18 protein-coding genes and 1 tRNA gene are annotated in these 21946 nt (G+C 65.9%); 10 read left to right on the top strand and 9 right to left on the bottom strand.

Features of this window, described 5'->3' with window-relative positions; all coding sequences use genetic code 11:
• Position 1: 1 nt before the first annotated feature.
• Both BN4346_RS32330 and BN4346_RS32335 read left to right on the top strand, forming a co-directional pair.
• Positions 2–1606 (top strand): hypothetical protein, encoded by a 1605-nt coding sequence (locus tag BN4346_RS32330; RefSeq protein ID WP_067970887.1) that lies wholly within the window; start codon positions 2–4, stop codon positions 1604–1606.
• 89 nt (positions 1607–1695) lie between these two features.
• On the top strand, positions 1696–2454 hold the full coding sequence (locus BN4346_RS32335; protein WP_067970889.1) for an SCO6745 family protein: 759 nt from the start codon (positions 1696–1698) through the stop codon (positions 2452–2454).
• 24 nt (positions 2455–2478) lie between these two features.
• Here BN4346_RS32335 and BN4346_RS32340 read toward each other — a convergent pair whose 3' ends face one another.
• A complete protein-coding gene (locus BN4346_RS32340) occupies positions 2479–2739 on the bottom strand; it encodes a mycoredoxin (RefSeq protein ID WP_067970891.1) in 261 nt (86 codons plus the stop codon).
• A gap of 75 nt (positions 2740–2814) precedes the next feature.
• Between BN4346_RS32340 and BN4346_RS32345 the strand changes: the two genes are divergently transcribed.
• Positions 2815–4914 (top strand): ATP-dependent DNA helicase UvrD2, encoded by a 2100-nt coding sequence (locus BN4346_RS32345; RefSeq protein WP_067970892.1) that lies wholly within the window; start codon positions 2815–2817, stop codon positions 4912–4914.
• A 324-nt stretch (positions 4915–5238) separates the two neighbouring features.
• Here the strand turns inward: BN4346_RS32345 and BN4346_RS32350 are convergent, their stop codons facing one another.
• From BN4346_RS32350 to BN4346_RS32360, 3 genes are all read right to left on the bottom strand, one after another.
• A complete protein-coding gene (locus BN4346_RS32350) occupies positions 5239–6558 on the bottom strand; it encodes a macrolide-binding ATPase MABP-1 (protein ID WP_067971147.1) in 1320 nt (439 codons plus the stop codon).
• 55 nt (positions 6559–6613) lie between these two features.
• Entirely contained in the window at positions 6614–7477 is an 864-nt protein-coding gene (locus tag BN4346_RS32355) for a TOMM precursor leader peptide-binding protein (RefSeq protein ID WP_067970895.1), read from the bottom strand.
• 174 nt (positions 7478–7651) lie between these two features.
• Entirely contained in the window at positions 7652–8989 is a 1338-nt protein-coding gene (locus BN4346_RS32360; RefSeq protein ID WP_067970897.1) for a zinc-dependent metalloprotease, read from the bottom strand.
• 100 nt (positions 8990–9089) lie between these two features.
• Between BN4346_RS32360 and BN4346_RS32365 the strand changes: the two genes are divergently transcribed.
• Both BN4346_RS32365 and BN4346_RS32370 read left to right on the top strand, forming a co-directional pair.
• A complete protein-coding gene (locus BN4346_RS32365; protein ID WP_067970899.1) occupies positions 9090–10109 on the top strand; it encodes a YlbL family protein in 1020 nt (339 codons plus the stop codon).
• Positions 10110–10165: 56 nt separating this feature from the next.
• On the top strand, positions 10166–13126 hold the full coding sequence (locus tag BN4346_RS32370) for a UPF0182 family protein (protein WP_067970901.1): 2961 nt from the start codon (positions 10166–10168) through the stop codon (positions 13124–13126).
• A gap of 26 nt (positions 13127–13152) precedes the next feature.
• On the opposite strand, the gene BN4346_RS32375 is transcribed toward BN4346_RS32370, so the two are convergent.
• Genes BN4346_RS32375 through BN4346_RS32385 form a run of 3 tightly spaced genes read right to left on the bottom strand, consistent with a single transcriptional unit; the run spans position 13153 to position 15177 of the window.
• Positions 13153–13959, bottom strand: coding sequence for an oxygenase MpaB family protein (locus BN4346_RS32375; protein ID WP_235653600.1), 807 nt, complete (start codon positions 13957–13959; stop codon positions 13153–13155).
• A gap of 2 nt (positions 13960–13961) precedes the next feature.
• Complete coding sequence (locus BN4346_RS32380) at positions 13962–14900, bottom strand: oxygenase MpaB family protein (protein WP_407695071.1); 939 nt, start codon at positions 14898–14900, stop codon at positions 13962–13964.
• Positions 14901–14943: 43 nt separating this feature from the next.
• Positions 14944–15177, bottom strand: coding sequence for a hypothetical protein (locus tag BN4346_RS32385; protein ID WP_067970903.1), 234 nt, complete (start codon positions 15175–15177; stop codon positions 14944–14946).
• 171 nt (positions 15178–15348) lie between these two features.
• Here BN4346_RS32385 and BN4346_RS32390 point away from each other — a divergent pair.
• The 5 genes from BN4346_RS32390 to BN4346_RS32415 all read left to right on the top strand — a co-directional run bounded on the left by BN4346_RS32390 (position 15349) and on the right by BN4346_RS32415 (position 18196).
• Positions 15349–15422 (top strand) — tRNA-Met (locus BN4346_RS32390).
• Positions 15423–15498: 76 nt separating this feature from the next.
• Positions 15499–15930: a transposase gene (locus BN4346_RS49885; protein WP_154677573.1), complete on the top strand. Its 432-nt coding sequence runs from the start codon at positions 15499–15501 to the stop codon at positions 15928–15930.
• Between the two features lie 191 nt (positions 15931–16121).
• Positions 16122–16760, top strand: coding sequence for a transposase (locus BN4346_RS32405; RefSeq protein WP_167666210.1), 639 nt, complete (start codon positions 16122–16124; stop codon positions 16758–16760).
• A 51-nt stretch (positions 16761–16811) separates the two neighbouring features.
• A protein-coding gene (locus BN4346_RS32410) for an IS3 family transposase (protein ID WP_096867503.1) occupies positions 16812–18001 on the top strand; the annotation gives its coding sequence in 2 pieces (ribosomal slippage) (positions 16812–17082 and positions 17082–18001; 1191 coding nt in all).
• Positions 18002–18031: 30 nt separating this feature from the next.
• Complete coding sequence (locus tag BN4346_RS32415) at positions 18032–18196, top strand: transposase (RefSeq protein WP_078058573.1); 165 nt, start codon at positions 18032–18034, stop codon at positions 18194–18196.
• A gap of 106 nt (positions 18197–18302) precedes the next feature.
• On the opposite strand, the gene BN4346_RS32420 is transcribed toward BN4346_RS32415, so the two are convergent.
• Both BN4346_RS32420 and BN4346_RS32425 read right to left on the bottom strand, forming a co-directional pair.
• Positions 18303–20669, bottom strand: coding sequence for a S8 family peptidase (locus BN4346_RS32420; protein ID WP_067970912.1), 2367 nt, complete (start codon positions 20667–20669; stop codon positions 18303–18305).
• Complete coding sequence (locus BN4346_RS32425) at positions 20669–21802, bottom strand: AAA family ATPase (protein WP_167666211.1); 1134 nt, start codon at positions 21800–21802, stop codon at positions 20669–20671. The genes BN4346_RS32420 and BN4346_RS32425 overlap by 1 nt, the downstream gene beginning before the upstream one ends.
• Between the last annotated feature and the right edge of the window lie 144 nt (positions 21803–21946).

The following is a 21946-nucleotide window of genomic DNA, read 5'->3' on the forward strand; positions in this document are numbered from 1 at the left end:
TATGGGTCACAGAAAATTGCCGCTGGCGTGGGCTGGTGTGGTCGTGCTCGGAGTGATTGTGGTCATCCTCGTGGTGTCCTGGCAGTTGTTTGCCCGACTGTTCGCCGCGCAGGGCATGGTCGACGATCTGAACCCGGCATTTCCTGTAGATCGGGTGGTCGGCGCACGGGGCGGCATCGAGATGGTTTCTGCCGCGACCGACGTCGGTGATGCGATGATGCATTCCGCGGATGCAGCCGCGGAGGTCCCCAAGCTGATCGACTTCCTCGCCGAGCAGACCGGCCGCTCCAGCGATGACACGCGGGCGATGCTGGCGAAGGACTATCCGTACATCAACGGCTTCCTGACCTCATTGCCGCTTCCCGAGGTCAGCGCCGAGCTCCCGAAGATCGTTCATTACCTGGGCACCGTCTTATTCATGACACCTGATCAGGTGGACCACATGCTGGAGACGGACTACCCGAAGATGTACCAGGTGATCGTGAACCTGCCGAGGCTGACCGCGGGCTGGGATGACATTCCGGGCACCGAGAAACTGACCCGATTCAACGGCGAACCCGTGCACACCATGCCCCAGCTGCGGGACTACCTCAGCCAGGAGGTGATAGCCCCGGTAGAACGCCAGCAGGCCAACTTCCGGCCGCTGGGCACCCGCGGCGGGGTCGCATACCTGGCCCCCCTGCTCCTGGCGCTGGGCATCGTGGTGATCCTCTTCGGTACGACGATGATCGTGGAGACCTGGCGAGGAGTACGGCCAAATCCGCTCCGGTACGCGTGGGTGGTCGTCCCGGTGGTCGGAGCCGTGGTGATTCTGCTAGTCCTCGCGATAAACGCGTTCCCGCGGTTCATCGGCGGACAGCAATTGCTCGATGACACCCGCCCGGTCTTCGCGCTGGATCGAATCCAGGGCGATCGCGCCGGCATCGAATTCATCTCCATCTTCGTCGAGGCCCTCGGACCGGCGGTCCTGCCCGATGGCGGCGCGACCGAGGAGTACCCCAGGCTGCTGGACCACGTCGCCAAGGAGGTGGGTGTTCCCGTCGGGGTGGTTCGTGATCTGGTGGCCCTGGATTTCCCTCACGCAGCCAGGCTGTTGGACGGGGTGCCGTTCTCCGCCTCGGTCGCCGACGCTTCGAAACTGGTCGATTACGTCGCTTCCACCTCCGGCGTGCCTCCCGCCCAGTTATGGGAGACGCTGCACGCCCGATTCCCCAAGATCTACCAGGTGCTGTCGAATCTGCAGATAGTCACCGACGGCTGGAAAGAGGTGCCCGGCACCGACAAGCTGACTCGCTTCGACGGTTCGCCGGCCCGCTCGGTTCCGCTGATCAGGGACTACTTCCGCGAGGATGTCATACCTGGATTGGAACGCCAGCAGCACAATTTCGTGGTCGTCGACACCAACTGGCCGCCGCTGTTCGTGTTCGCCCCGTTGCTGACTGCCCTCGGCGCATTCGTGATCGGCTACGGGCTCTGGCTGGGCGTCCTGACCCGAAGGCAACTGGAACGGCAGAACGAGGCGCAGAGCCCAGTGGTCCTGGTGCCCGAGGAGCCGAGCCTGACCGGGTCGGCTCTGGGGGATTCGGCGTTGGCCGACGTCCGATGACGGAGACCACCGGCGCCGCCGCCCCAGGTGGAGGGGCGCCGGGAGGTTCGTGAACTGAATTGAACGACAACAACAAAGGAGAACTCACAATGAGCCACAACGACATGCTCGACGCCGCTCGCGCCGCGGGGGCGCCCATAGAGCAAGCGGTCGCGCTGTTCATGCTGCACCAGGAGACTGCCGCCGAAAGTGTCGCAGCGGGTTACCAGAACTCATTCGCGGGCTATGTGGTGGGTCGCGGAGGTGTGCTGGGCGAGGCAACCGGCGCCACGGTCAGCGCGGTGTTCGCGGCATTCGATCCCGCATTCCTTCGTAGCCTCTGGGAGGAAGGCGTCGCGGTGCGTGACGCCGCCGGCGCGGCCGAACTCTACTGGGACCAGACCGCCGGCTTTGCGCGTAGACACTTGACCGGCATCGAAGGGCTGGACCGCATCGCCGCGTTGGGGGAGAAGGTGATCGCAGCGACGCCAGACGCGGGCCTGCCGCTGTACGCCGGCTGGCGCACCATGCCGCTGGCCGACGACGCGCCGGCGCGGGCGCTACAGGTGATGTTCATCCTGCGGGAGTTGCGGGGTGGTGTGCATTTCAACGCCCTCACCATCTCCGGTATCACGCCCGTCGAAGCGCACATGCTCAACCACGGCCATGACTACACCACCATGTTCGGCTGGCCTGAGCCGTTCGCCGACGGCGCGGACAAAAAGGAGCGTTACGCCGAGGTCGAGCAGACGACCAACCAGCGGATGGCGGAGATCTTCGCGGCTGCCCTCGACCGTGACGAGGCAAACGAACTCGTTGGATTGAGCGCCGCAGTTTGGGCGTGGTTAAAGGCCGGTGTCCCGGCATGAACACCTCGGGCGGGCGCCACCGTCTCAGCGCGCCAGCTGCTCCAGTTTCGCCTTGACCTCACGACCGGTCGGATTCGTCATCGTCGAGCCGTCGGCGAAGCGCAGCGTCGGAACAGTCCGGTTGCCGCCGTTGGCCGAGGCGACGAACTCCGCGGCGGTCGGGTCGGACTCGATGTCGATCTCGTCGAAGGCGATACCGAACTTGTTCAGAACGATCTTGAGCTGGCGGCAGTAGCCGCACCAGCCGGTGGTGTACATCACGAGCGGCGCATTGCTGTCGGTCATAGCTGTTCAAACTAGTCGCTGAGGATGCTGGGCCGCTCGCGGCCGGACGTCAGGGGTTCCTGCCAAGATGGACACATGGCTGACCCGCTGATCGACGCTCTGGACGACGAGCAGCGCGCTGCCGTGCTGGCGCCACGCGGGCCGGTATGCGTGCTGGCCGGGGCCGGGACCGGCAAGACCCGCACCATCACCCACCGGATCGCCCAGCTCGTGGCGGGAGGTCACGTCGCATCCGGGCAGGTGCTGGCGGTGACGTTCACCCAGCGTGCCGCCGGCGAGATGCGTTCTCGGCTGCGGGCCCTGGGTTCGGTCGCGAACGGCGAGGGCGGGACTGGCAACGGAGTGGGCGCGGTGCAGGCGCTGACCTTTCACGCCGCCGCACGCCGGCAGCTGCGCTACTTCTGGCCCCGGGTGGTCGGTGACACGTCCTGGGAGCTGCTGGACCGCAAGTTCGGGGTGGTGGCTCGCGCCGCCGGGCATGCCGGGCTGCGCTTGAGCAACGACGACGTCCGCGATGTGGCCGGCGAGATCGAGTGGGCCAAGGCGTCCCTGATCGGCCCGGAGCAGTACCCGGAAGCCGTGGCCGCCGCCGGCCGCGACACCCCGGTGGATGCCGCGCAGCTCGCCGAGGTCTACGCCGGGTATGAGTCGCTGAAGGTCCGCGGCGAGGTCACAATGCTCGACTTCGACGATTTGCTGCTGCACACCGCCGCCGCGATCGAGAATGACGCGGCGGTGGCCGCCGAATTCCGGGACCGCTACCGCTGCTTCGTCGTCGACGAATACCAGGACGTCACCCCGCTGCAGCAGCGGGTGCTGTCGGCGTGGCTGGGGCAGCGCGATGACCTGACCGTGGTCGGCGACGCCAACCAGACCATCTACTCGTTCACCGGCGCCTCCCCGCGCTACCTGCTCGACTTCACCCGCCGATTCCCCGACGCCGCCCTGGTGCGGCTGGAACGTGACTACCGGTCCACCCCGGAGGTGGTGTCGCTGGCCAACCGGGTGATCGCCGCGGCCCGCGGCCGGGTGGCGGGCAGCAAGCTGAAGTTGATCGGTCAGCGCGAATCCGGCCCGACGCCGACCTTCCGGGAGCACCCCGACGAGGTCGCCGAGGCCACCGCGGTGGCCAAGTCGATCGCCCGGCTGATCGAGGGCGGCACCGCCGCCGCCGAGATCGCGGTGTTGTACCGGATCAATGCCCAGTCAGAGGTCTACGAGGAGGCGCTCACCGAGGCCGGCGTCGCCTACCAGGTGCGCGGGGGAGAGGGATTCTTCACCCGCCAGGAGATCCGCCAGGCGCTGGTCGCCTTACAGCGGGCCGCGCAGAGAGGCGCCGACGGGCCGCTACCGGAAACCGTGCGCGCCGTGCTGGAGCCGCTCGGCCTGACCGCCGAGCCGCCCACCGGCGCCCAGGCGCGGGAACGCTGGGAGGCCCTCGGTGCGCTGGCCGAGCTCGTCGACGACGAAGTGGCCCAGCGCCCGGACCTGGATCTGCCTGGACTGCTGGCCGAGCTGCGGATGCGCGCCGACTCCCGGCATCCACCGACCGTTCAGGGCGTCACGCTCGCGTCGCTGCACGCCGCCAAGGGCCTGGAATGGGACGCGGTGTTCCTGGTGGGCCTGGCCGACGGCACGCTGCCGATCTCGCATGCCCTGGCGCACGGCCCGGACAGCGAAGCCGTCGAAGAGGAACGCCGGCTGCTCTACGTCGGCGTCACCCGCGCGCGCATTCACCTGGCGTTGAGCTGGGCGCTGGCCCGCGCTCCGGGCGGGCGGGCGTCGCGCAAACCGTCGCGATTCCTCAGCGGGATCGCGCCGCAGGCCGTCGTCAGCGCCACTCCCGCCAAGCGCCGGTCGCGGAGCACTCCGAAGCACTGCCGGGTCTGCAACAAGGACCTGGCCACTCCGGCCGCCATCATGTTGAGCCGGTGCGAGACCTGCGCGGCCGACGTCGACACCGAGCTTCTGGTGGCACTCAAGGACTGGCGGCTGCGCACCGCCACCGAGCTGAAAGTGCCCGCTTACATCGTCTTTTCCGACAACACCTTGACCGCGATCGCCGAGATGCTGCCGGTGGACGAGGCCGCGCTGGTGGCGATTCCGGGCATCGGTGCGCGCAAGCTGGAACAGTTCGGCTCCGACGTCCTCGAGCTGGTCCGCAACCGGGACTGAATGTGCAGGTCAAAAAATCGGTTGTGCATCCCACGGGGCAACCGTTAACCTGCCTAACCATGAACACCCCGAACACGATCGGTGTACGTGCGGCTGCCGCGGCGGCGCATGCCGCTGCCGGCGTGTCCGTGCATCGGGGTTTTGCCTAACGCATCAAGCTCAACCCGCCCGATGGCCACGGACCTGAAATCAGGACCGTGGCCAATTTTTTTTGCGCTATTCCGAAGAACAAGGTGACCAGCGACCATGAAGAACAAGCTCGAACTCCCGTGTAACAGACCCACGTGCCGGTCAAGCGCCTGTCCGAGGAGTACGTGCCGGGCTTCACCGCCTGAGCACGTACTCCTCGGACAGGCGCTTGACCGGCACGTGGGCGTCGAGCTGGCACATGATCGCCGTGGTCGAGGCGAGCACCCGCATCGGCATCGCCAGCTTGGGCGGTAGGTCCAGCTGCCGCGCGGTCTTGAGCTGCTCGACCGGCCGTTCCAACTGCTTGCCGGCCATTCGCATCAGCCATTTGCGGCTGTAGTGGAACACCTCGACTTGCACCGGCTCGACGTACTGGCGCAGCATCTCGTCGATCTCACGGACCGACACCTCCTGCCCCTTCTGGATGAAGCCGCCCTGGCGCATGGTCGCGATGACCTTGTCGTAGTCCTTGTCCCGGGCGTAGCGCACCGCGGCACCCAGTTCGGCCGGGAACCCGCCCGGCATCGGGGCGACCGCCCCGAAGTCGATGACGCCCATCTTGGTGCCGTCGATCAGCATGAAGTTGCCGGGGTGGGCATCGCCGTGGATCAGTTCCAGCCGGCGCGCGGCGTCCCAGGTGAACTCGGCCAGCCGGGTGCCCATCAGGTCGCGCTGCTCGACGGTGCCGTTGCGGATGATCTCGGCCATCCCGACGCCCTCGATCCACTCCTGGATGACCGTCTTGGGCGCCGACGCCACCACGTTGGGGATGACGAAGTGCGGGTGGTCCTTGTAGGCCTTGGCGAAGATCCGCTGGTTGTCGGCCTCAAGCCGGTAGTCCAGCTCCATCTCGGTGCGCTCGATCAGCTCGTCGACCACGCCCTGCACATCCACGCCGGGGGCCAGCTGCTTGAAGACGCCGGTCAACCGTCGGATGGTCTTGAGGTCGGCGCGCAGTGCCTCGTCGGCGCCGGGGTACTGGATCTTGACCGCCACCTGTCGGCCGTCGGCCCAGACACCGCGGTGCACCTGGCCGATGCTGGCCGAGGCGATGGGTTCGTCGTCGAAGGAGCTGAATCGTTCCCGCCACTTGGTGCCCAGCTGGGCGTCGAGCACCCGGTGCACCTTGTCGGCGGGCAGCGGGGGAGCGTCCTTCTGCAGCTTGGTCAGCGCCTCCCGGTAGGGCTCGCCGAACTCCTCGGGGATGGCCGCCTCCATCACCGACAGGGCCTGGCCCACCTTCATCGCGCCGCCCTTGAGCTCACCCAAGACGGTGAACAGCTGGTTGGCTGCCTTCTCCATGAGCTCGGCGGTGACTTCGTCCTTGGACTTGCCGGTCAGTCGTTTCCCGAGCCCGAGTGCTGCCCGGCCGGCAAAGCCGACGGGCAGGCTGGCCAGCTTCGCATTGCGCGCCGCGCTTCCGCGTTTGATTTCTGACACGTGCCCATCATCCATGACGTTGTTGTGGTGCCGGTCACCGCGGTGACAATTTTCGATGGCGGTTGTCACCTCAGCAATCGCACATCGGATGCCGGACCCAGCGCCGCGTCATCATCGATCCGGTGGCCAGATCCAGCTCCAGGGTGGCGCCCAGCGTCGGCGGAGCGGCCAGGCCGGTTGCAGCCCCGCGCACCGCGGCGATCACCCGCTCGATTTGGCTCAGCGCCAGCGCCGCGGTCGCCAGCACGGTTGCCCGGTCGGCGTGGGTGACGGTGTGGCGGAGCTGCGCGGCCACCGCGGGCCACGCGGAGTCCCGGTCTCTCCGGTGCAGATCGGCGCAGCCCAAACAGCTGGTGACTCCCGGCAGGACCAGCGGGCCGATGATGCCGGTGCCGTCGCGCACCCGCACCGGCAGGTGCGGCACCCGCGCGGCGTGCAGTTCACGCACCAGCCTCGGGTCGGGGACCAGGTAATCCGCCAGTACCACCAGATCGGTCCCGGTGGCGCTGAGCGCGGCGTGTGGATGACTGCTGCGCCGGACGACGGCGCTCGAGCAGCGCAACGATTCGACCAACAGATCCGACAAGGGGCCGCGGCCGTGCACCCGCAGCGAGACTGTGCGGCACCGACGGCTCGTCGCGGTGCCGCGGACGGCGACACGTGCCGCGACCAGCGCGACCAGCAGGTCGTCCAGCTCCCCGGTGTCTACCGGGCCGTGTTGGGCGGCTTCGTGGCGCAGCGCGGCGACGGTGGTCGGGATCTGCATCGTGCGCAGGACGGTGGCCAGCGCGGCGGTGCTCAGCCCGCGGGGTGGTCGCACCAGAACGGCGCGCCGCGGATCCCAGCCGACCTGGACGGCACCGTCGGGGCGCAGCAACACCGGCAGCGCCGGATCGAGGATGTAGGTGGAGGTCTCGGAACCAACCCTTGTCACGCAGGCGACCCTGCCATGCCGGCTGGCGACGATCCTCCCGTCATCCACAGGGGCGAGAAACGATGCGCCGCGCGGCCTCCACGGCGGCGCCGCGTTGGCGTGCGATGACGGCGCGGTCGGTAATGGTCTGGTACGGATCAGTAGGCAACTGAACTCCAGGCCGCGCGGTGCGCCTCAGTGGTCGGCGTCGTCGGAGTTGCCGGCCTCGCGCTGGAACTCCGCGATGGCCTGATCGATGGCCGAGTCGATGTCGCTGGAGCCGCCGATGATCCGGTCGATGAACGCGGCCGGTTCGTCGAGATCGGAGGACTCGGGCAGCAGGTCGGGGTGCTGCCAGACCTTGTCGCGGGCGTCGGCCCCGACCGCTGTGGTCAACCGCTCCCAGAGCACCGCGGCCTCGCGCAGCTTGCGCGGGCGCAGTTCCAGACCGACCAGCGTGGCGAAGGTCTGCTCGGCCGGGCCACCGGTGGCGCGCCTGCGGCGCAGCATCTCCGAGAGCGCGGCGGTGCCCGGGATCCGGTCGCCCAGCGCCGCATTGACCACGGTCTGCACCCAGCCCTCGATCAGGGCCAGCAGGGTCTCGAGGCGCTCCAGTGTGGCGAGTTGCTCCGGGGTCGACTTGGGCTCGAACACACCCTGGTTGAGCAGTTCGTTCATGGCCGCGGGATCGGTCATCGCCGACGGATCGAAACCCTGGGCCAGTTCCTCAATGCCCCGGATGTCGATCTTCATGCCCCGGGCGTACGCCTCTACCGCGCTGAGCAACTGGTTGGACAGCCACGGCACGTGGGTGAACAGTCGGTGGTGGGCGGCTTCGCGGGCCGCCAGGAAGGTGACGATCTCACTGCGTGGCTGCTCCAGGCCGTCGGCCAACTCCTCGATCGCCCGGGGCAGCAGCGCTGCCACACCGCTGGGACCCAGCGGCAGGCCGATGTCGGTCGAGGTCAGCACCTCGCCGGACAACCGTCCCAGCGCCTGGCCCAATTGGGAACCGAACGCCAATCCACCCATCTGCGACATCATCGACAGCAGCGGGCCGGCCATGCCCTTGGCCTCTTCGGGCAGCGCCGACGCCCACACCGACGAGACCTGTTCGGCCATCGGGTCACACAGCCGCTGCCAGGTGGTCATGGTGTGCTCGACCCAGTCCACCGGCGTCCAGGCAACCCCACTGGTGGTGCCGGCCGGCAATGAAGTCGCCCCGTCGAGCCAGGTTTCCGCCAGGTGCACCGCGTCGCCGATGGCGGTCGCGGTCGACGCGGTGACCGGCGAGACCGAACCGATCGACTTGGTCGCGACCTGACGCGCCAGGTCGTAGTTCACCGGCCCGGCGGGTCGGCCGTCGGCACTGACCCGGCCGGCACCGCTGAACATCTGCCCGAGCTGAGTGAAAACCTGGCCCAGATCGGCCATGTTGAAACCAGCACCCATACCGAATGGGTCGGAGGGCCCGGAGCCTCGCTCGCGGTCGGGGTCGTCCCCGGAAGAGAAACCGAAGGGCAGATCAGCCATAGACATAACCGTACCCATCGGCACCGTCCGACGGTACGACACGCGGCCACCAGTGGTCGGGCCGTCCCCACCAGGGCGGCGGCCGTTTACCATACCCGGGGTGAACAGGCGGATTCTGACACTGTTGGCGGCTGTGCTGCCGGTGGTCGCGTTCGGCGTGCTGCTGACGGCGGTGACGGTGCCCTTCGTGTCGTTGGGGCCGGGTCCCACGTTCGACACCCTCGGCATGATCGACGGCAAGCAGGTGGTCGACATCGAGGGGACCACCACGCACCCGACGACCGGCCACCTCAACATGACCACGGTGTCTCAGCGCGACGGTCTGACGCTGGGTGAGGCGTTGGCGCTCTGGCTGTCCGGGCGTGAGCAGCTCATGCCGCGTGACCTGGTCTATCCGCCCGGCAAGTCCCGTCAGGAAGTCGACGAGAGCAACGACGCCGACTTCCGTGCGTCCGAGCAGAGTGCCGAGTACGCCGCGCTGGGCTATCTGCGTTACCCGTCAGCGGTCACCCTCGCCGACGTCCAGGATCCGGGGCCGTCAGCCGGCGCACTGCAGCGCGGCGACGCCGTGGACGCCGTCAACGGCGAACCGGTGTACACCGTGCAGCAGTTCACCGCGCGGCTGGCCGACACGAAGCCGGGCGAGACGGTTGTCATCGACTTCCGGCGCAAGAACGCCGCACCCGGCACGGCGCGGATTAAGCTCGGAGAGAACAAGGACCGCGCCAATGGATTCCTGGGCGTGTCCGTCCTTGATGCGCCGTGGGCGCCGTTCACCATCGACTTCAACCTCGCCAATATCGGCGGCCCGTCGGCGGGGCTGATGTTCTCGTTGGCCGTCGTCGACAAGCTGACCAACGGCACCCTGGCCGGTCCGAACTTCGTCGCCGGCACCGGGGTCATCAAGGCCAATGGCCAGGTCGACGCGATCGGCGGGATCACGCACAAGATGACGGCGGCCCGCGAGGCCGGCGCGACGGTGTTCCTGGTCCCAGCCGACAACTGCTACGAGGCCAGAAACGACAACAAGGGGCTGCAACTGGTCAAAGTCGACAGCCTCGCCCAGGCGGTGGGGGCGCTGCGAACCATCACTGACGGAGGTCAGGCACCCTCTTGCTGACTGTTCGTTGGCTACAGTGGGGCCGTCAGCGACAATTGAGCTAGGGAGCGTGGCACGTGGCGATGCGGCCCACCGCGAGGATGCCGAAATTGACCGCGCGCAGCCGGATCATGGTTGGCAGCGCCTTCGTCGTGATCGCGCTGCTGCTGGTGGGGCCGCGGCTGATCGACGGCTATGTCGACTGGTTGTGGTTCGGGGAGCTGGGCTACCGCTCGGTGTTCGTCACGACGTTGCTGACCCGCCTGATCACGTTCGTCGTGGTGTCGCTGCTGGTCGGCGGAATCGTGTTCGGCGCACTGGCGATGGCCTTCCGGGTCCGGCCGGTTTTTGTGCCCAGCAATGGCGTCAACGACCCGGTGGCGCGGTATCGGACCACGGCGCTGTCGCGGCTGCGGCTGTTCGGATTCGGGATTCCGGTCGGGATCGGTGTGCTGGCCGGGATCGTCGCGCAGAGCTACTGGGTGCGTATCCAACTGTTCCTGCGTGGCGGTGACTTCGGGATCGCCGATCCGCAGTTCGGCAAGGACCTGGGTTTCTACGCCTTCGACCTGCCGTTCTACCGGCTGGTGGTGGGGTTGCTGCTGGCGACGCTGTGCCTGGCCACCATCGCGAATCTGACCACGCACTACATCTTCGGCGGTATCCGGCTGTCCGGCCGGGCCGGCGCCCTGAGCCGCCCGGCGCGCATCCAGGTGGTCAGCCTGATCGGCACTCTGGTGCTGCTCAAGGCCGGGGCCTACTGGCTGGACCGCTATGAGCTGCTCAGCCACACCCGTACGGGCAAGCCCTTCACCGGAGCCGGTTACACCGACATCAACGCGGTGCTGCCGGCCAAGATGATTCTGCTGGCGATCGCACTGATCTGCGCGGTCGCAGTGTTCTCGGCGATCGTGCTGCGCGACTTGCAGATTCCGGCGATCGGGCTGGTGCTGCTGCTGCTGTCGTCGATCGTGGTCGGCGCGGGCTGGCCGCTGATCGTCGAACAGTTCAGCGTCAAGCCGAACGCGGCGCAGAAGGAGAGCGAATACATCTCCCGCTCGATCACGGCGACCCGGCAGGCCTACGGTCTGACCGAGAATGTGGTCACCTACCGGGACTACCGCGGTGACGCGCGCGCCACGGCCGCGCAGGTGGGTGCCGATGCGGCCACCACCTCCAACATCCGGCTGCTGGATCCGACCATCGTCAGCCCCGCGTTCACCCAGTTTCAGCAGGGCAAGAACTTCTATTTCTTCCCCGACCAGCTGACCATCGACCGCTATCGGGACGACGAGGGCCAGCTGCGTGACTATGTGGTCGCCGCCCGCGAGCTGAACCCGGATCGACTGATCGACAACCAGCGCGACTGGATCAACCGGCACACCGTCTACACCCACGGCAACGGGTTCATCGCCTCGCCGGCCAACACCGTCCGCGGTATCGCCAACGACCCCAACCAGAACGGCGGATACCCGGAGTTCTTGGCCAACGTCGTCGGCGCCAACGGCGGTGTTGTCTCGGACGGGCCGGCCCGTCTCGACCAGCCGCGCGTCTACTACGGGCCGGTGATCGCCGACGCCGTCGCCGACTACGCGATCGTCGGGCGCAACGGCGCCGACCGTGAGTACGACTACGAGACCAATACCGAGACGAAGAACTACACCTACACCGGTGCGGGCGGCGTAGACGTCGGAAATTGGTTGGCCCGCAGTGTGTTCGCCGCCAAGTTCGCCGAACGCAACTTCTTGTTCTCCAACGTGATCGGCGCGGACAGCAAGATCCTGTTCAACCGAGACCCGGCGAGCCGGGTGCAGGCGGTGGCGCCTTGGCTGACCACCGATTCCACGGTGTATCCGGCGATCGTGAACAAACGACTGGTGTGGATCATCGACGGTTACACCACGCTGGACAACTACCCGTACTCGGAGCTGACGTCGCTGTCATCGGCGACCGCGGACTCCAAAGAGGTGGAGTTCAACCGGTTGCTGCCGGACCGGCGGGTGTCCTACATCCGCAACTCGGTGAAGGCCACCGTCGACGCCTACGACGGAACGGTGAGCCTGTACGCCCAAGACGAGCAGGACCCGGTGCTGCGGGCATGGATGAAGGTGTTTCCCGGAACGGTCAAGCCGAAGGCCGAGATCTCACCCGAACTCGCCGATCACCTGCGCTATCCCGAAGACCTGTTCAAGGTGCAGCGCATGCTGTTGGCCAAGTACCACGTCAACGACCCGGTGACCTTCTTCTCCACCTCGGATTTCTGGGATGTGCCGCTGGACCCCAACCCGACCGCCAGCAGCTTCCAGCCGCCGTACTACATCGTCGCGAAAAACCTTGCCAAGGGCGATAATTCGGCGTCGTTCCAGCTGACCAGCGCAATGAACCGTTTCAAGCGCGACTACCTGGCCGCCTATATCAGCGCCAGCTCGGACCCGGACACCTACGGCAAGATCACCGTGCTGACCATTCCCGGTCAGGTCAACGGACCCAAGCTGGCCAACAACGCGATCACCACCGACACCACGGTCAGTCAAGACCTCGGTGTGATCGGGCGCGACAACCAGAACCGCATCCGGTGGGGCAATCTGCTGACCCTGCCGGTGGCGCAGGGCGGACTGCTCTACGTCGAACCCGTCTACGCCTCACCCGGTTCCAGCGATGCTTCGTCGTCGTACCCGCGATTGATCCGGGTGGCGATGATGTACAACGACAAGATCGGCTACGGGCCGACGGTTTCCGACGCGCTCACCGGCCTGTTCGGGCCCGGTGCCGGTGCGGCGGCCACCGACATCGCACCCACCGACAACGGCGCTGCCGCGCAGGGGACGCCACCCTCGGCGACCCCGCCCGTTGCGGCGGTGCCCGCGCCCCCGGCTGCGGCGGCCACCTTGTCCCCGGCGAAGGCCGCGGCGCTGCGTGAGATCGAATCGGCGCTGACAGCGCTGCGAGACACTCAACGCCGCGGTGATTTTGCGGCCTACGGTGCGGCGCTGCAACGCCTCGACGACGCGATGGCCAAGTTCAACGGCGCCAAATAGGAGAGCGGTTCAGCCGCCGCGTGGTGTCAGCGACCCGTGGCGCCCAGCGGCGTCGTCGGCTGGTGTTGTGCCGCCGTGCTGAGAGCGGCGCGTGCCTTAGCGTTCCAGTGGTGTCTGGGAGCCAGTGCGGATAACTGAGCCAACCGGACGAACTGTCGCAGCGACCATCGGTCGGCGGCGCTGACGGTGATCCCGGTGAGTTCCAGGGCGCGGGGGTGCTGCAGGGCGCGGATAGCCGGGTGGGGGACTGTGCGCATCCACCAATCGGTGGGGGCGAAAATCTGCTCGCGGAACGGCTCGAAGTGCGCGCCGGCCACCAGGTGTGCGCGGCAGTAATCCTCGAAATACTCGACGAATTCCGGCCACGTCGCGGGCATCGGCCGCGTTGATACGCCGTATCGGCGATACCAGGCGCAGCACTCCTGGTAGAGCTGCTCATGTTCGTCGGCGTCGAGCCGACGAATGAAGGTATTGATCATGACGACGAGGGACTCGACATAAGCGCTGTGCTGAAAATGGAACGTGTCGGGATTCAGTGCGTGGTACTTGTGCCCGAGACTGTCGACGCCCTTGACATGCTCGTGGGAGAACCGCATCTGGGGCCGCATGTCGAGGTCGGAGTAGGCGTAGTTGACGGCCTGGGTGAAGGTGCGTTTCTTGTGCAGCCAAATGCGCTTGCGCATCAGGGCATGCTCGTTGATGCCGGCGGCGATGCCCGGATGCAGCAGCAGTAGACACACCGCCCTGGGTAGCACGAACAGGTAGCGCCGGTCGGCCAGGAAGTGCCACAGCATGCTGTTGGGCCCCAGGCCGTCGTCGTGGTTAGCCGACACGATCAGATCAGTGCCTTCTCGCGGCGGATGCGATGGCGAACGTCGGCCATCAGCACGGTGTAGTTGACGGTTCGGATGAATCGGGGAATGAAGCGGTTCACGAATGACACGAATAGGAACAGATTTTCGAACTGGCGCTGCTCGGTTGCCGACCATGGCACGCCGAGCAGCTCACGAAAGAGCGGTGGCAGAAAGCCGATCGTCAGGAACCGCAGCAAGGGCGCCATGGGCGCCCGCAAGATCGGGCTGATCATTTTCAGGTCCACCAGCCGCAGGAGGTAGTCGCGGACGACGTCGTCCACCTGCAAGGCCTGGCAGGTGGTGTTCCAGTAGGTATCGAATTCGGCGCGGGTGGGCGGCCACTGGTCGGCGGTGACCTGCAAGGTGGTGCCGAGCGGCCAGGCGTGGTGATAGAAGCCCTCCGCCTGTGTCTGGGTCATCTTGCCGCGCAGCAGCTGATAGGTGTCCTCGTAGAAGACGAACAGGCATGCGGCGACCCACAGTTGCAGATCCGGATCGAAGGCGTTGTATTGGACCGGGCTGTCGGCGGTGGAGCGAACCTGCCGGTGGGCGACGTTGACCGCGTCACGGTAGGCGGCGCGTTCCTCGTCGTTACCCAGCACCGCGACGGCCATGTACTGGGCTGTGGTGCGCAACCGCTTCCATGGATGTTCCATCAGCGCACCGGATTCCACTCGGCTCTCCACGACGCCGTGGCCGACACCGGGCATGCTCAACTGCATGACGACGTTGGCGGCTGCCGCGGCCGCAGACCAAAAATCCAGTGCCTCAGTGAGATCGACGGGACCATCGTCGAAGCGTGGCGTGTACTGATCGACGTGGATCCGGCTCCCGGCAGTGCTCAGCGGCCGAGCTTCCGGACAGGTGCGGATGCCGAGCACCCTGATGAGAGCATCGATGATCCGTACCAGAAACATCATCTCTGCGGCCTCCGTTGTTGCGGGGCAACTTTGCTGTTCGCGATCACTGCATACAGACGTTAGCGATCAGCAGCACCGGCCACGCCACGATCGATCCGAGAAGGGACACTACGAGGTCCAGGCCTCGCATGCCGTGCAGCGCAGCGGTGTGGGTCAGTGACCAGATCAACCCGATGCTCAGATACGGCGCGGCGAGGAACAAGCCCAGGCCGATGAGCTCTCCGATGGGTATCCGGTAGTTGAGCAGGCGGCCGACGTTGTCGAGAAGTCCGGGCATCTGTTGCCCCTCCCGCTGTTCTGGCCCCGGAATGCAGCATGGCATAGCGGGGTTGGGCCGACAAGGACGAGGTGAGACGAGGTGAATCGGCACCGGCCGGGCGAGGCCGGCGACGCCAGACCAGGCGATTTGGCGGCTTGGGCACCTGTTCGGTAGTGTCATACATACCGACGCGGGGTGGAGCAGCTCGGTAGCTCGCTGGGCTCATAACCCAGAGGTCGCAGGTTCGAATCCTGTCCCCGCTACTATTGTGATGTCTCAGGACATTGAATCGCCCCGGGTTTGGTGCACACCTTCTTTCGAGGGAAGGTAAGGCGCATCATGCCGAGGAAGTACGACGACGAGTTCAGGGCCCAGGCGGTGCGGTTGGTCACCGATCATGCCGGCGAGTACGACACCCGCACGGCCTGCGTTACCGCAGTGGCCAAGCGTTTGGGCGTGTCGTATGAATCGCTGCGCCGGTGGACCAACCATGCTGAGATTGACGGTGAGGTCCGTGACGGGGTGCCCACCGATACGTTGCGCGAGTTGCGTGAGCTCAAACGCAAGAATTGTGAGCTCGAGGAAACGATCGAGATCCCCGTGGCCAGATCAAGGAGCGGCCGACGGTTCGCTATGTCGACCTGCCGGTGTACGGCCAGCCGATGCGTCTGGCCTGGCGCAAACACCGTTTCATCTGCAGGCGCCAGGATTGTCCGGGTGGCAGCTGGACAAGCGGCGACCATCGCATCGCGGCCAAGAACTGTCTACTGACGACCCGGTGTGCCAAATGGGCGACCATGCAGGTCGGCACGGGCCGCGCAGTTTCCGATGTCGCCCAAGAACTTTCCTGCGATTGGCATACCGTCAACGACGCGGTCATGACCTACGCCTAGGCGCTGCTTGATGCTGACCGGCGACGCCTCAACGCCACGACCGCGATCGGCTTGGACGAGACCTCGTTCGTGAAACTGTCGCACCGGCGTGCCCGCTCGTATGCGACCACCGTCGCCGACGTCGCCAACCACCAGATCATCGAGATCCTGCCCACCCGCAACTATGTCGATGTCGCGGGTTGGATCGACGAACAACCCGCCGCGTGGAAACGCCGCATCCGCTTCGGTGCACTGGACATGTCGGCGACCTACGCCGCGGTCTACACCGTCACGTTGCCTCGCGCCGAACAGGTCGTCGACCCTTTCCACTGCGTGCAACTGGCCAACCGGGCCCTCGACGAAATCCGACGACGTGTCCAGCGCGAACAAAAAGGCCACCGCGGGCGACGCAATGATCCGCTCTACCGGATCCGCCGCGTGTTGTTGACCGGCCAGGAACGCCTCGACGCCAAGGCCACCCAACGCTTGATGTCGCTACTGGCTCTGGGCGACCCCCACGGCGAAGTCGCCATCGCCTACCGCGTCAAAGAACGACTCCGCGAGTTCTACCGCTGTCCCGACATCCAGACAGCTCGCACGATGCTGTCCGAACTGATCGAACACTGCCTACGGCCAAGCCTGCCTCCAGAACTGAACAAGCTGGCCCGCACCCTGAAAGCCTGGTTCGACAAGATCTGCAACTTCCACATCGCTGGGGTTGACCCCTGATGGTGGACACCTGACTGGTGGGACTGCTGGTCCCGCGGGAAGGATGTCCGTATGTCGGGCAAGCGCAAGAAGTACACCCCGGAGTTTCGGGAGCAGGCTGCCCGCCTGGTGATCGAGACCGGTCGGCCGGTGGCTCACGTGGCCGCCGAGATCGGTGTGGGTGAGCAATTGCTGGGCCGCTGGGTGCGCCTGGCCCGCGAAGCAGCCGGCGCCGACGATAATGGCGCGGTGCTTGATGCTGATGAGCGTGCCGAGCTGGAGCGGCTGCGCAAGGAGAACGCCGAATTGCGTTTGGACCGGCAGTTTTTAAAAAAAGCCGCGGCCTTCTTCGCCTCCGAGCAGAACCAGTAGACGCCTACCGGTTGATCGAGGCGGAGAAGGCCAACTACCCGATCACGCGCATGTGTGCACTGCTGGAGGTGTCGCGCTCGGGGTTCTACAAGTGGCGTGCCAACCGGGGGCGTGGACCCACACCGGCTCAGCAGCGGCGCACCGAGTTAGACGCCACGGTCGCGGCCATGCACAAGGCCTCTGACGGGGTATACGGGGCGCCGCGGATCTTGGCCGATCTACGTAATGACGGCGAGACGGTGTCGCGCAAGACGGTCGCGGCCTCGCTGCGCCGTCAGGGCCTGGCCGGGATCAGCCCGCGCACGTTCGCCCCGGTGACCACGATCGTTGATCTGGATGCACCGGTGCCCAAAGACCTGGTCAAACGTCGTTTCGACGTCGGTTCGCTGGACCGGGTTTGGACCTCGGATATCACCTATTTGCGTACTGGTGAGGGCTGGCTGTACTTGTGTGCGGTCCGCGACGGCTGCAGCCGGCGGGTGATCGGCTGGGCCATCGATGAGCACATGCGCACCGACCTGGTCGAGGCCGCGCTGGCCATGGCGGTGGCGATGCGCGGTGAGCTGGCCGAGCAGGTGGTATTCCATGCCGATCGTGGATGCCAGTTCACCAGCGCGCAGCTGGCCCGGTTCGCCCGCGATCACAACCTGGCTCGTTCGGTGGGTCGTACCGGGGTGTGCTGGGACAATGCTCAGCAGGAATCCTTCTGGGCCACACTGAAAGTCGAGTTCTATGACCGCTACTTGTGGCCCACCAAGGCCGCGGCTAAGCTCGCTGTCGGCGACTGGATCGAGCGGGTCTACAACCGACGCCGGCGCCACTCAGCGATCGGAATGATCCCCCCGATCGAATACGAGAACCGGATCACTCAGACGGCACAAGCCGCCTGACCCTGTGTCCACCATCAGGGGTCAACCCCAATCGCCCGCGTCAGCAACGGACCCACCGAAGCCCTCAACAACCTGATCAAACGCATCAAACGCATCGGCTACGGCTTCACCAACTTCGACAACTACCGCATCCGAGCCCTGCTCTACGCCGGCAAGCCCAACTGGAGAGTCCTCACATCCATCATCGTCCGATGAACACCACACCCCGGCAAGATCCGAAGAGCCCCTTTTGTTCAGCACGATGGCGTGACGCGTGGGATGGACTACGTCGGGCGCGCGGCATCTCCGGATCGATAGGGGGTCAGTGCCAGATCTGATCCGATGCTGTGCTGCTGCGGAGACGGGCGCGGCTGCGCTGAGCCGGGCGCAACGTGGTGAACTGTTGGCGCACAGTGTCATACAGTGTGCCGCTCTTGCCGGTGTCAGACAGTGATATCAGCAGAGCGAACGGAACTGTGGTGGGCGAATTGTCCAAAGCTCCTGCGCGGCGGGCAACATAGGTGATTTCCAGGCGGGGCGCGGCGATCTCTGTCGGTTTGAGGGTGAATCTGTGGTGACGGATCGTTTCCCACTTACCGCTGTCACGCAGCTGTGCTTCCGAAGATTTCGGCTTGGCTCCGAGTTGTTTGGTGATGGGCTCTTGGCTTGCCTCCCACCCTGCAGCGAGTAACTCCCCGGCCTGCGGGCTGCCGATGTCGGCGATGATGGGTTTGGCGTCCAATCCGGTGGGTGCGCGGAAACTGTGCATACGATGGTGCGGACGCAGCAGCATTTCCAACGAGGCACTGGTGTATTCGGTGGGCTGGGTGGGATCGATGGGGGAGGCGTAGGCCAGCGTGAGGGTCACCGCGAGATTAGCGGTGACGGGGCTCGGCGCGGGAAGCTGATAGGCCATCAGGTCGCCGCGCACGATCTCATCGACGTAGAGAACATGTACCTCGTCAGGATCGCAGTCAAGCAGATCTTCGTAGGTCAGGGGTTGGCGCCCGTACCCGACCTCGTCGCGAAGTTTGACGTGTCGGTGTGGCCGTTCAGCGAAATGTGTTGCAAAGGAACGTAGTACACTGCTGTTCACTCTGGGTAGACGGGTTGTCAGGTCGGCGAGAGCATGGGTCGTCACGGGTGCGGCGAAGCTGGTCCCGGCAGCTTCGAGGAACCCTCCGTCAGCGGCGAGCAGGTTGAACATCTGACTTTCCGCGCCACCGAATTGCACCCCCAGCGGCTGGATGCGGTTGCCGTGGCGGCCGGGGCCCATCGAGGAATAGTCGGCACGGGCCCACGGGCGGTGCGGCGCTGCTGCGTCACAGGCACCCACGGCCAGGCCGTTGGCCATGTCGGCGGGAACCTGTACCCGGTGCAGGCCAGTCGCCGCGTCCTGATCGCCGTCGTTACCGGCGGCCACAACGAACAGTACGTCGTTGTCCCACGCCAGCTGGTCGAGTTCACTCGTCCAGCGATCAGGTTCCATGTCATCGTCGACGGCACGGTCTGGACCCATACTCAAGTTGACGATCTGGTGCCCATTTTGGCGGATCGTCTCGACAATGCGGTCTAGAACCCAATACCCCTCAAGGTCGTGGGGATTCGGCGATGGGGTAACACGGTAGCTATGTACCGGCAACGGGGGCCGCGGTGCCTGCTGCCCGGGCTCAAGGAGCCCGTAGAGCACCGCCCCGGTCACCCCAGTCCCGTGAGATAGGTCCTCGGCGACGGCTGGCTCGAGGGTGAGATCAGAGGTACCAATGGGAAACAGGGGTGAGGTGCCGCCCTCGACTCCGCCGTCGAACACCGCCACCGTCGCCGCGGTGGACATGGGTTGCGCAGTTGGCGGGGGACTGACTCTGCGCGCCGCGCGCAGGCCGAAGCGAGGCCGCGGACGAATCCCGGGCATCGGACGCAGCACGCGTAAGGGATTGAAGCGGGCGAGTTCGGCCGCCTCCGTTGCACCTGCGGTGAGGGGAACAAAGGTGAGTCCGCCGACGCGGCGGATGAATCCTTCGTGGACCTGGCCGCCCCGGCTCTGCACCAGTGAGATCCATCGGGCGAGGGTTTCCTGCTCCAGGGCCACCGCCTCACCGGAGCGTGCGGTGGCCGGGTGCAGGACTGCCTCCCATACCAACGACGGATGGGCGAGGGTGTCCTCCGGTGCTGGCGGGGTACGTAACACCTGGTCGGGTCGGGGTATTGCGATCTCATCGAGTTTGCGGATCTCGGAAAACGCCTGTCGTTCAGTGCGATTGGCTCCGCCGGTCTGCACCAACGTTTGCAACGCGGCGAGACCGGCATCGGGAACGGTGAAGACGAGACGCCGGGTTTGTGCCTCCTGTTGCTTGCTGGCGGTCACATAGAGGCCCGTATCTGCGCGCGAGCCGACCGGCGTGGCACCGATCTGGGCCAGCAGAGCGCCGGGAAAGTAGCTGGCGGCAAGGTAGTTGGGAAGCAGTTTGGCCTCGACGTATACCCGGTCGGGTGCGCGCAATTGCGAGGGCAAGGCTTGAGCGGATGCGACCATAACGTTGACCTGCGGAAGGAGCAGCTCTCGGGCATCGTCGGCGGTGCGTGGCTCGAATTTCGGGCCGCCGGAGGCGTTGGGCGCCTCGACGCCTTCGATACGCAGACCCTCTCCGTTGACCAGCAGCGGCCGCACAGCGCTCTGTGGTGTGGTCATCATCGAGTCCTGACGCGCTTGATCGCCGCGGCCACGGTCGGGTGGCTGACTCCGGCCAGCGCCGCGATCTGGCGGTTGGACATGTGGAGGCGGGTGTGGAGCGCCGCGAACAAGGTGTCACGGCCTGGACCTGCGTCGCCGGCTCGGCGGGCCAGCTCTTCGACAACGGTGTCGGTGGTCGTCGCCGCACGCAGGATCGCCCGGCGACGGCACAGCTCCCACAGCCGGGTGAGGTCAGAGCCGCTGAGCCCGTCAGTTAGGTCGGCAACGACGTCGAGGACCCGCTCATCCATGTCGGTGACGCCGGCGGCAAGGCCGTGTAAGAGGAGCCGCCGCTCACGCAACCCGGGTAGAGGAATTTCGATGGTTCGGTCGAATCGCCGCCCCACCGCGGGGTCGAGCAGCTGGCAATGGTTGGTGGCTGCTACCAGCAGGCTGCTGTCGGGCCAGCGATCCAATTCGACGAGGATGACGTTGACGATGCGTTTGAGTTCGCCGATATCGGTGTCGTCATCGCGGCGCTTGGCGATGGCATCGAACTCGTCCAAAAGCAACACGCACGGCCCTGACTTGGCATAGTCGAGGACGGCCTTGATATTGCGGCCTGAGGAGCCCAGGTAACTGGAAACTACCGATGACAGGTCCAATGAGACTAACGGCCAATCCAAGGCCTGCGCCAGCCAGCGTGCGGCCATCGTTTTTCCGACACCGGGCGGACCGCTGAGCAGGACGGTCCGGGTCGGGCTCAATGCGGCGCGATGAAGTTCGTCGCTGAATCGGCGCTCGGCGATCACTTCGTGCAGAAGCTCGGTGACGGCGGCATCGAGTACGAGACCGTCGCCGTGGGGAAGGTGGTCGACCTCGGCCAGCCTGTGTGCAGTGTCTGCTTCGGTGGGGACCGTAGCGTTGGCGAAACGCAGTTCGGTTCCCTGGGTGACCGAGGCCAGTGCCCGATGTATTGCTGTGCGAAACGATTCCGCATCGTCGATACCCGGAGGGACGGTGTGCATCAATCGCGATGCCAGCTGCCGTACGCCGGCGCCGTGGCCCCGTGCACCTACCCGTACCAGGTCCACCACCGCCCGTTCGAGACCGTCCGCAGTTTGGTAACGATTCACCCCTGAGGCCGCCACGCTTTCCATAGTAGACCAAAAAGCCAGTTCAGCAAGGCTAGATGAATGGTAGAATTCGAGACCCGAAGGCTTTAGAGTTACCAGCAGGTGGGCTGAGGAGCGGGCAGATCAACGCGAAGACCGAGGGACCCGGACACCGGCCTC

Origin of the sequence: Mycolicibacter icosiumassiliensis, from assembly GCF_900078685.2 — a bacterium.
In the GTDB taxonomy this organism is placed as follows: domain Bacteria; phylum Actinomycetota; class Actinomycetes; order Mycobacteriales; family Mycobacteriaceae; genus Mycobacterium; species Mycobacterium icosiumassiliensis.

Bases quoted from the DNA above. Each gene is read 5' to 3' on its own strand.
- BN4346_RS32330 (WP_067970887.1), top strand. From the start codon at position 2: ATGGGTCACAGAAAATTGCCGCTGGCGTGGGCTGGTGTGGTCGTGCTC.
- BN4346_RS32335 (WP_067970889.1), top strand. From the start codon at position 1,696: ATGAGCCACAACGACATGCTCGACGCCGCTCGCGCCGCGGGGGCGCCC.
- BN4346_RS32340 (WP_067970891.1), bottom strand. From the start codon at position 2,739: ATGACCGACAGCAATGCGCCGCTCGTGATGTACACCACCGGCTGGTGC.
- BN4346_RS32345 (WP_067970892.1), top strand. From the start codon at position 2,815: ATGGCTGACCCGCTGATCGACGCTCTGGACGACGAGCAGCGCGCTGCC.
- BN4346_RS32350 (WP_067971147.1), bottom strand. From the start codon at position 6,558: ATGGATGATGGGCACGTGTCAGAAATCAAACGCGGAAGCGCGGCGCGC.
- BN4346_RS32360 (WP_067970897.1), bottom strand. From the start codon at position 8,989: ATGGCTGATCTGCCCTTCGGTTTCTCTTCCGGGGACGACCCCGACCGC.
- BN4346_RS32380 (WP_407695071.1), bottom strand. From the start codon at position 14,900: ATGATGTTTCTGGTACGGATCATCGATGCTCTCATCAGGGTGCTCGGC.
- BN4346_RS32385 (WP_067970903.1), bottom strand. From the start codon at position 15,177: ATGCCCGGACTTCTCGACAACGTCGGCCGCCTGCTCAACTACCGGATA.
- BN4346_RS49885 (WP_154677573.1), top strand. From the start codon at position 15,499: ATGCCGAGGAAGTACGACGACGAGTTCAGGGCCCAGGCGGTGCGGTTG.
- BN4346_RS32420 (WP_067970912.1), bottom strand. From the start codon at position 20,669: ATGACCACACCACAGAGCGCTGTGCGGCCGCTGCTGGTCAACGGAGAG.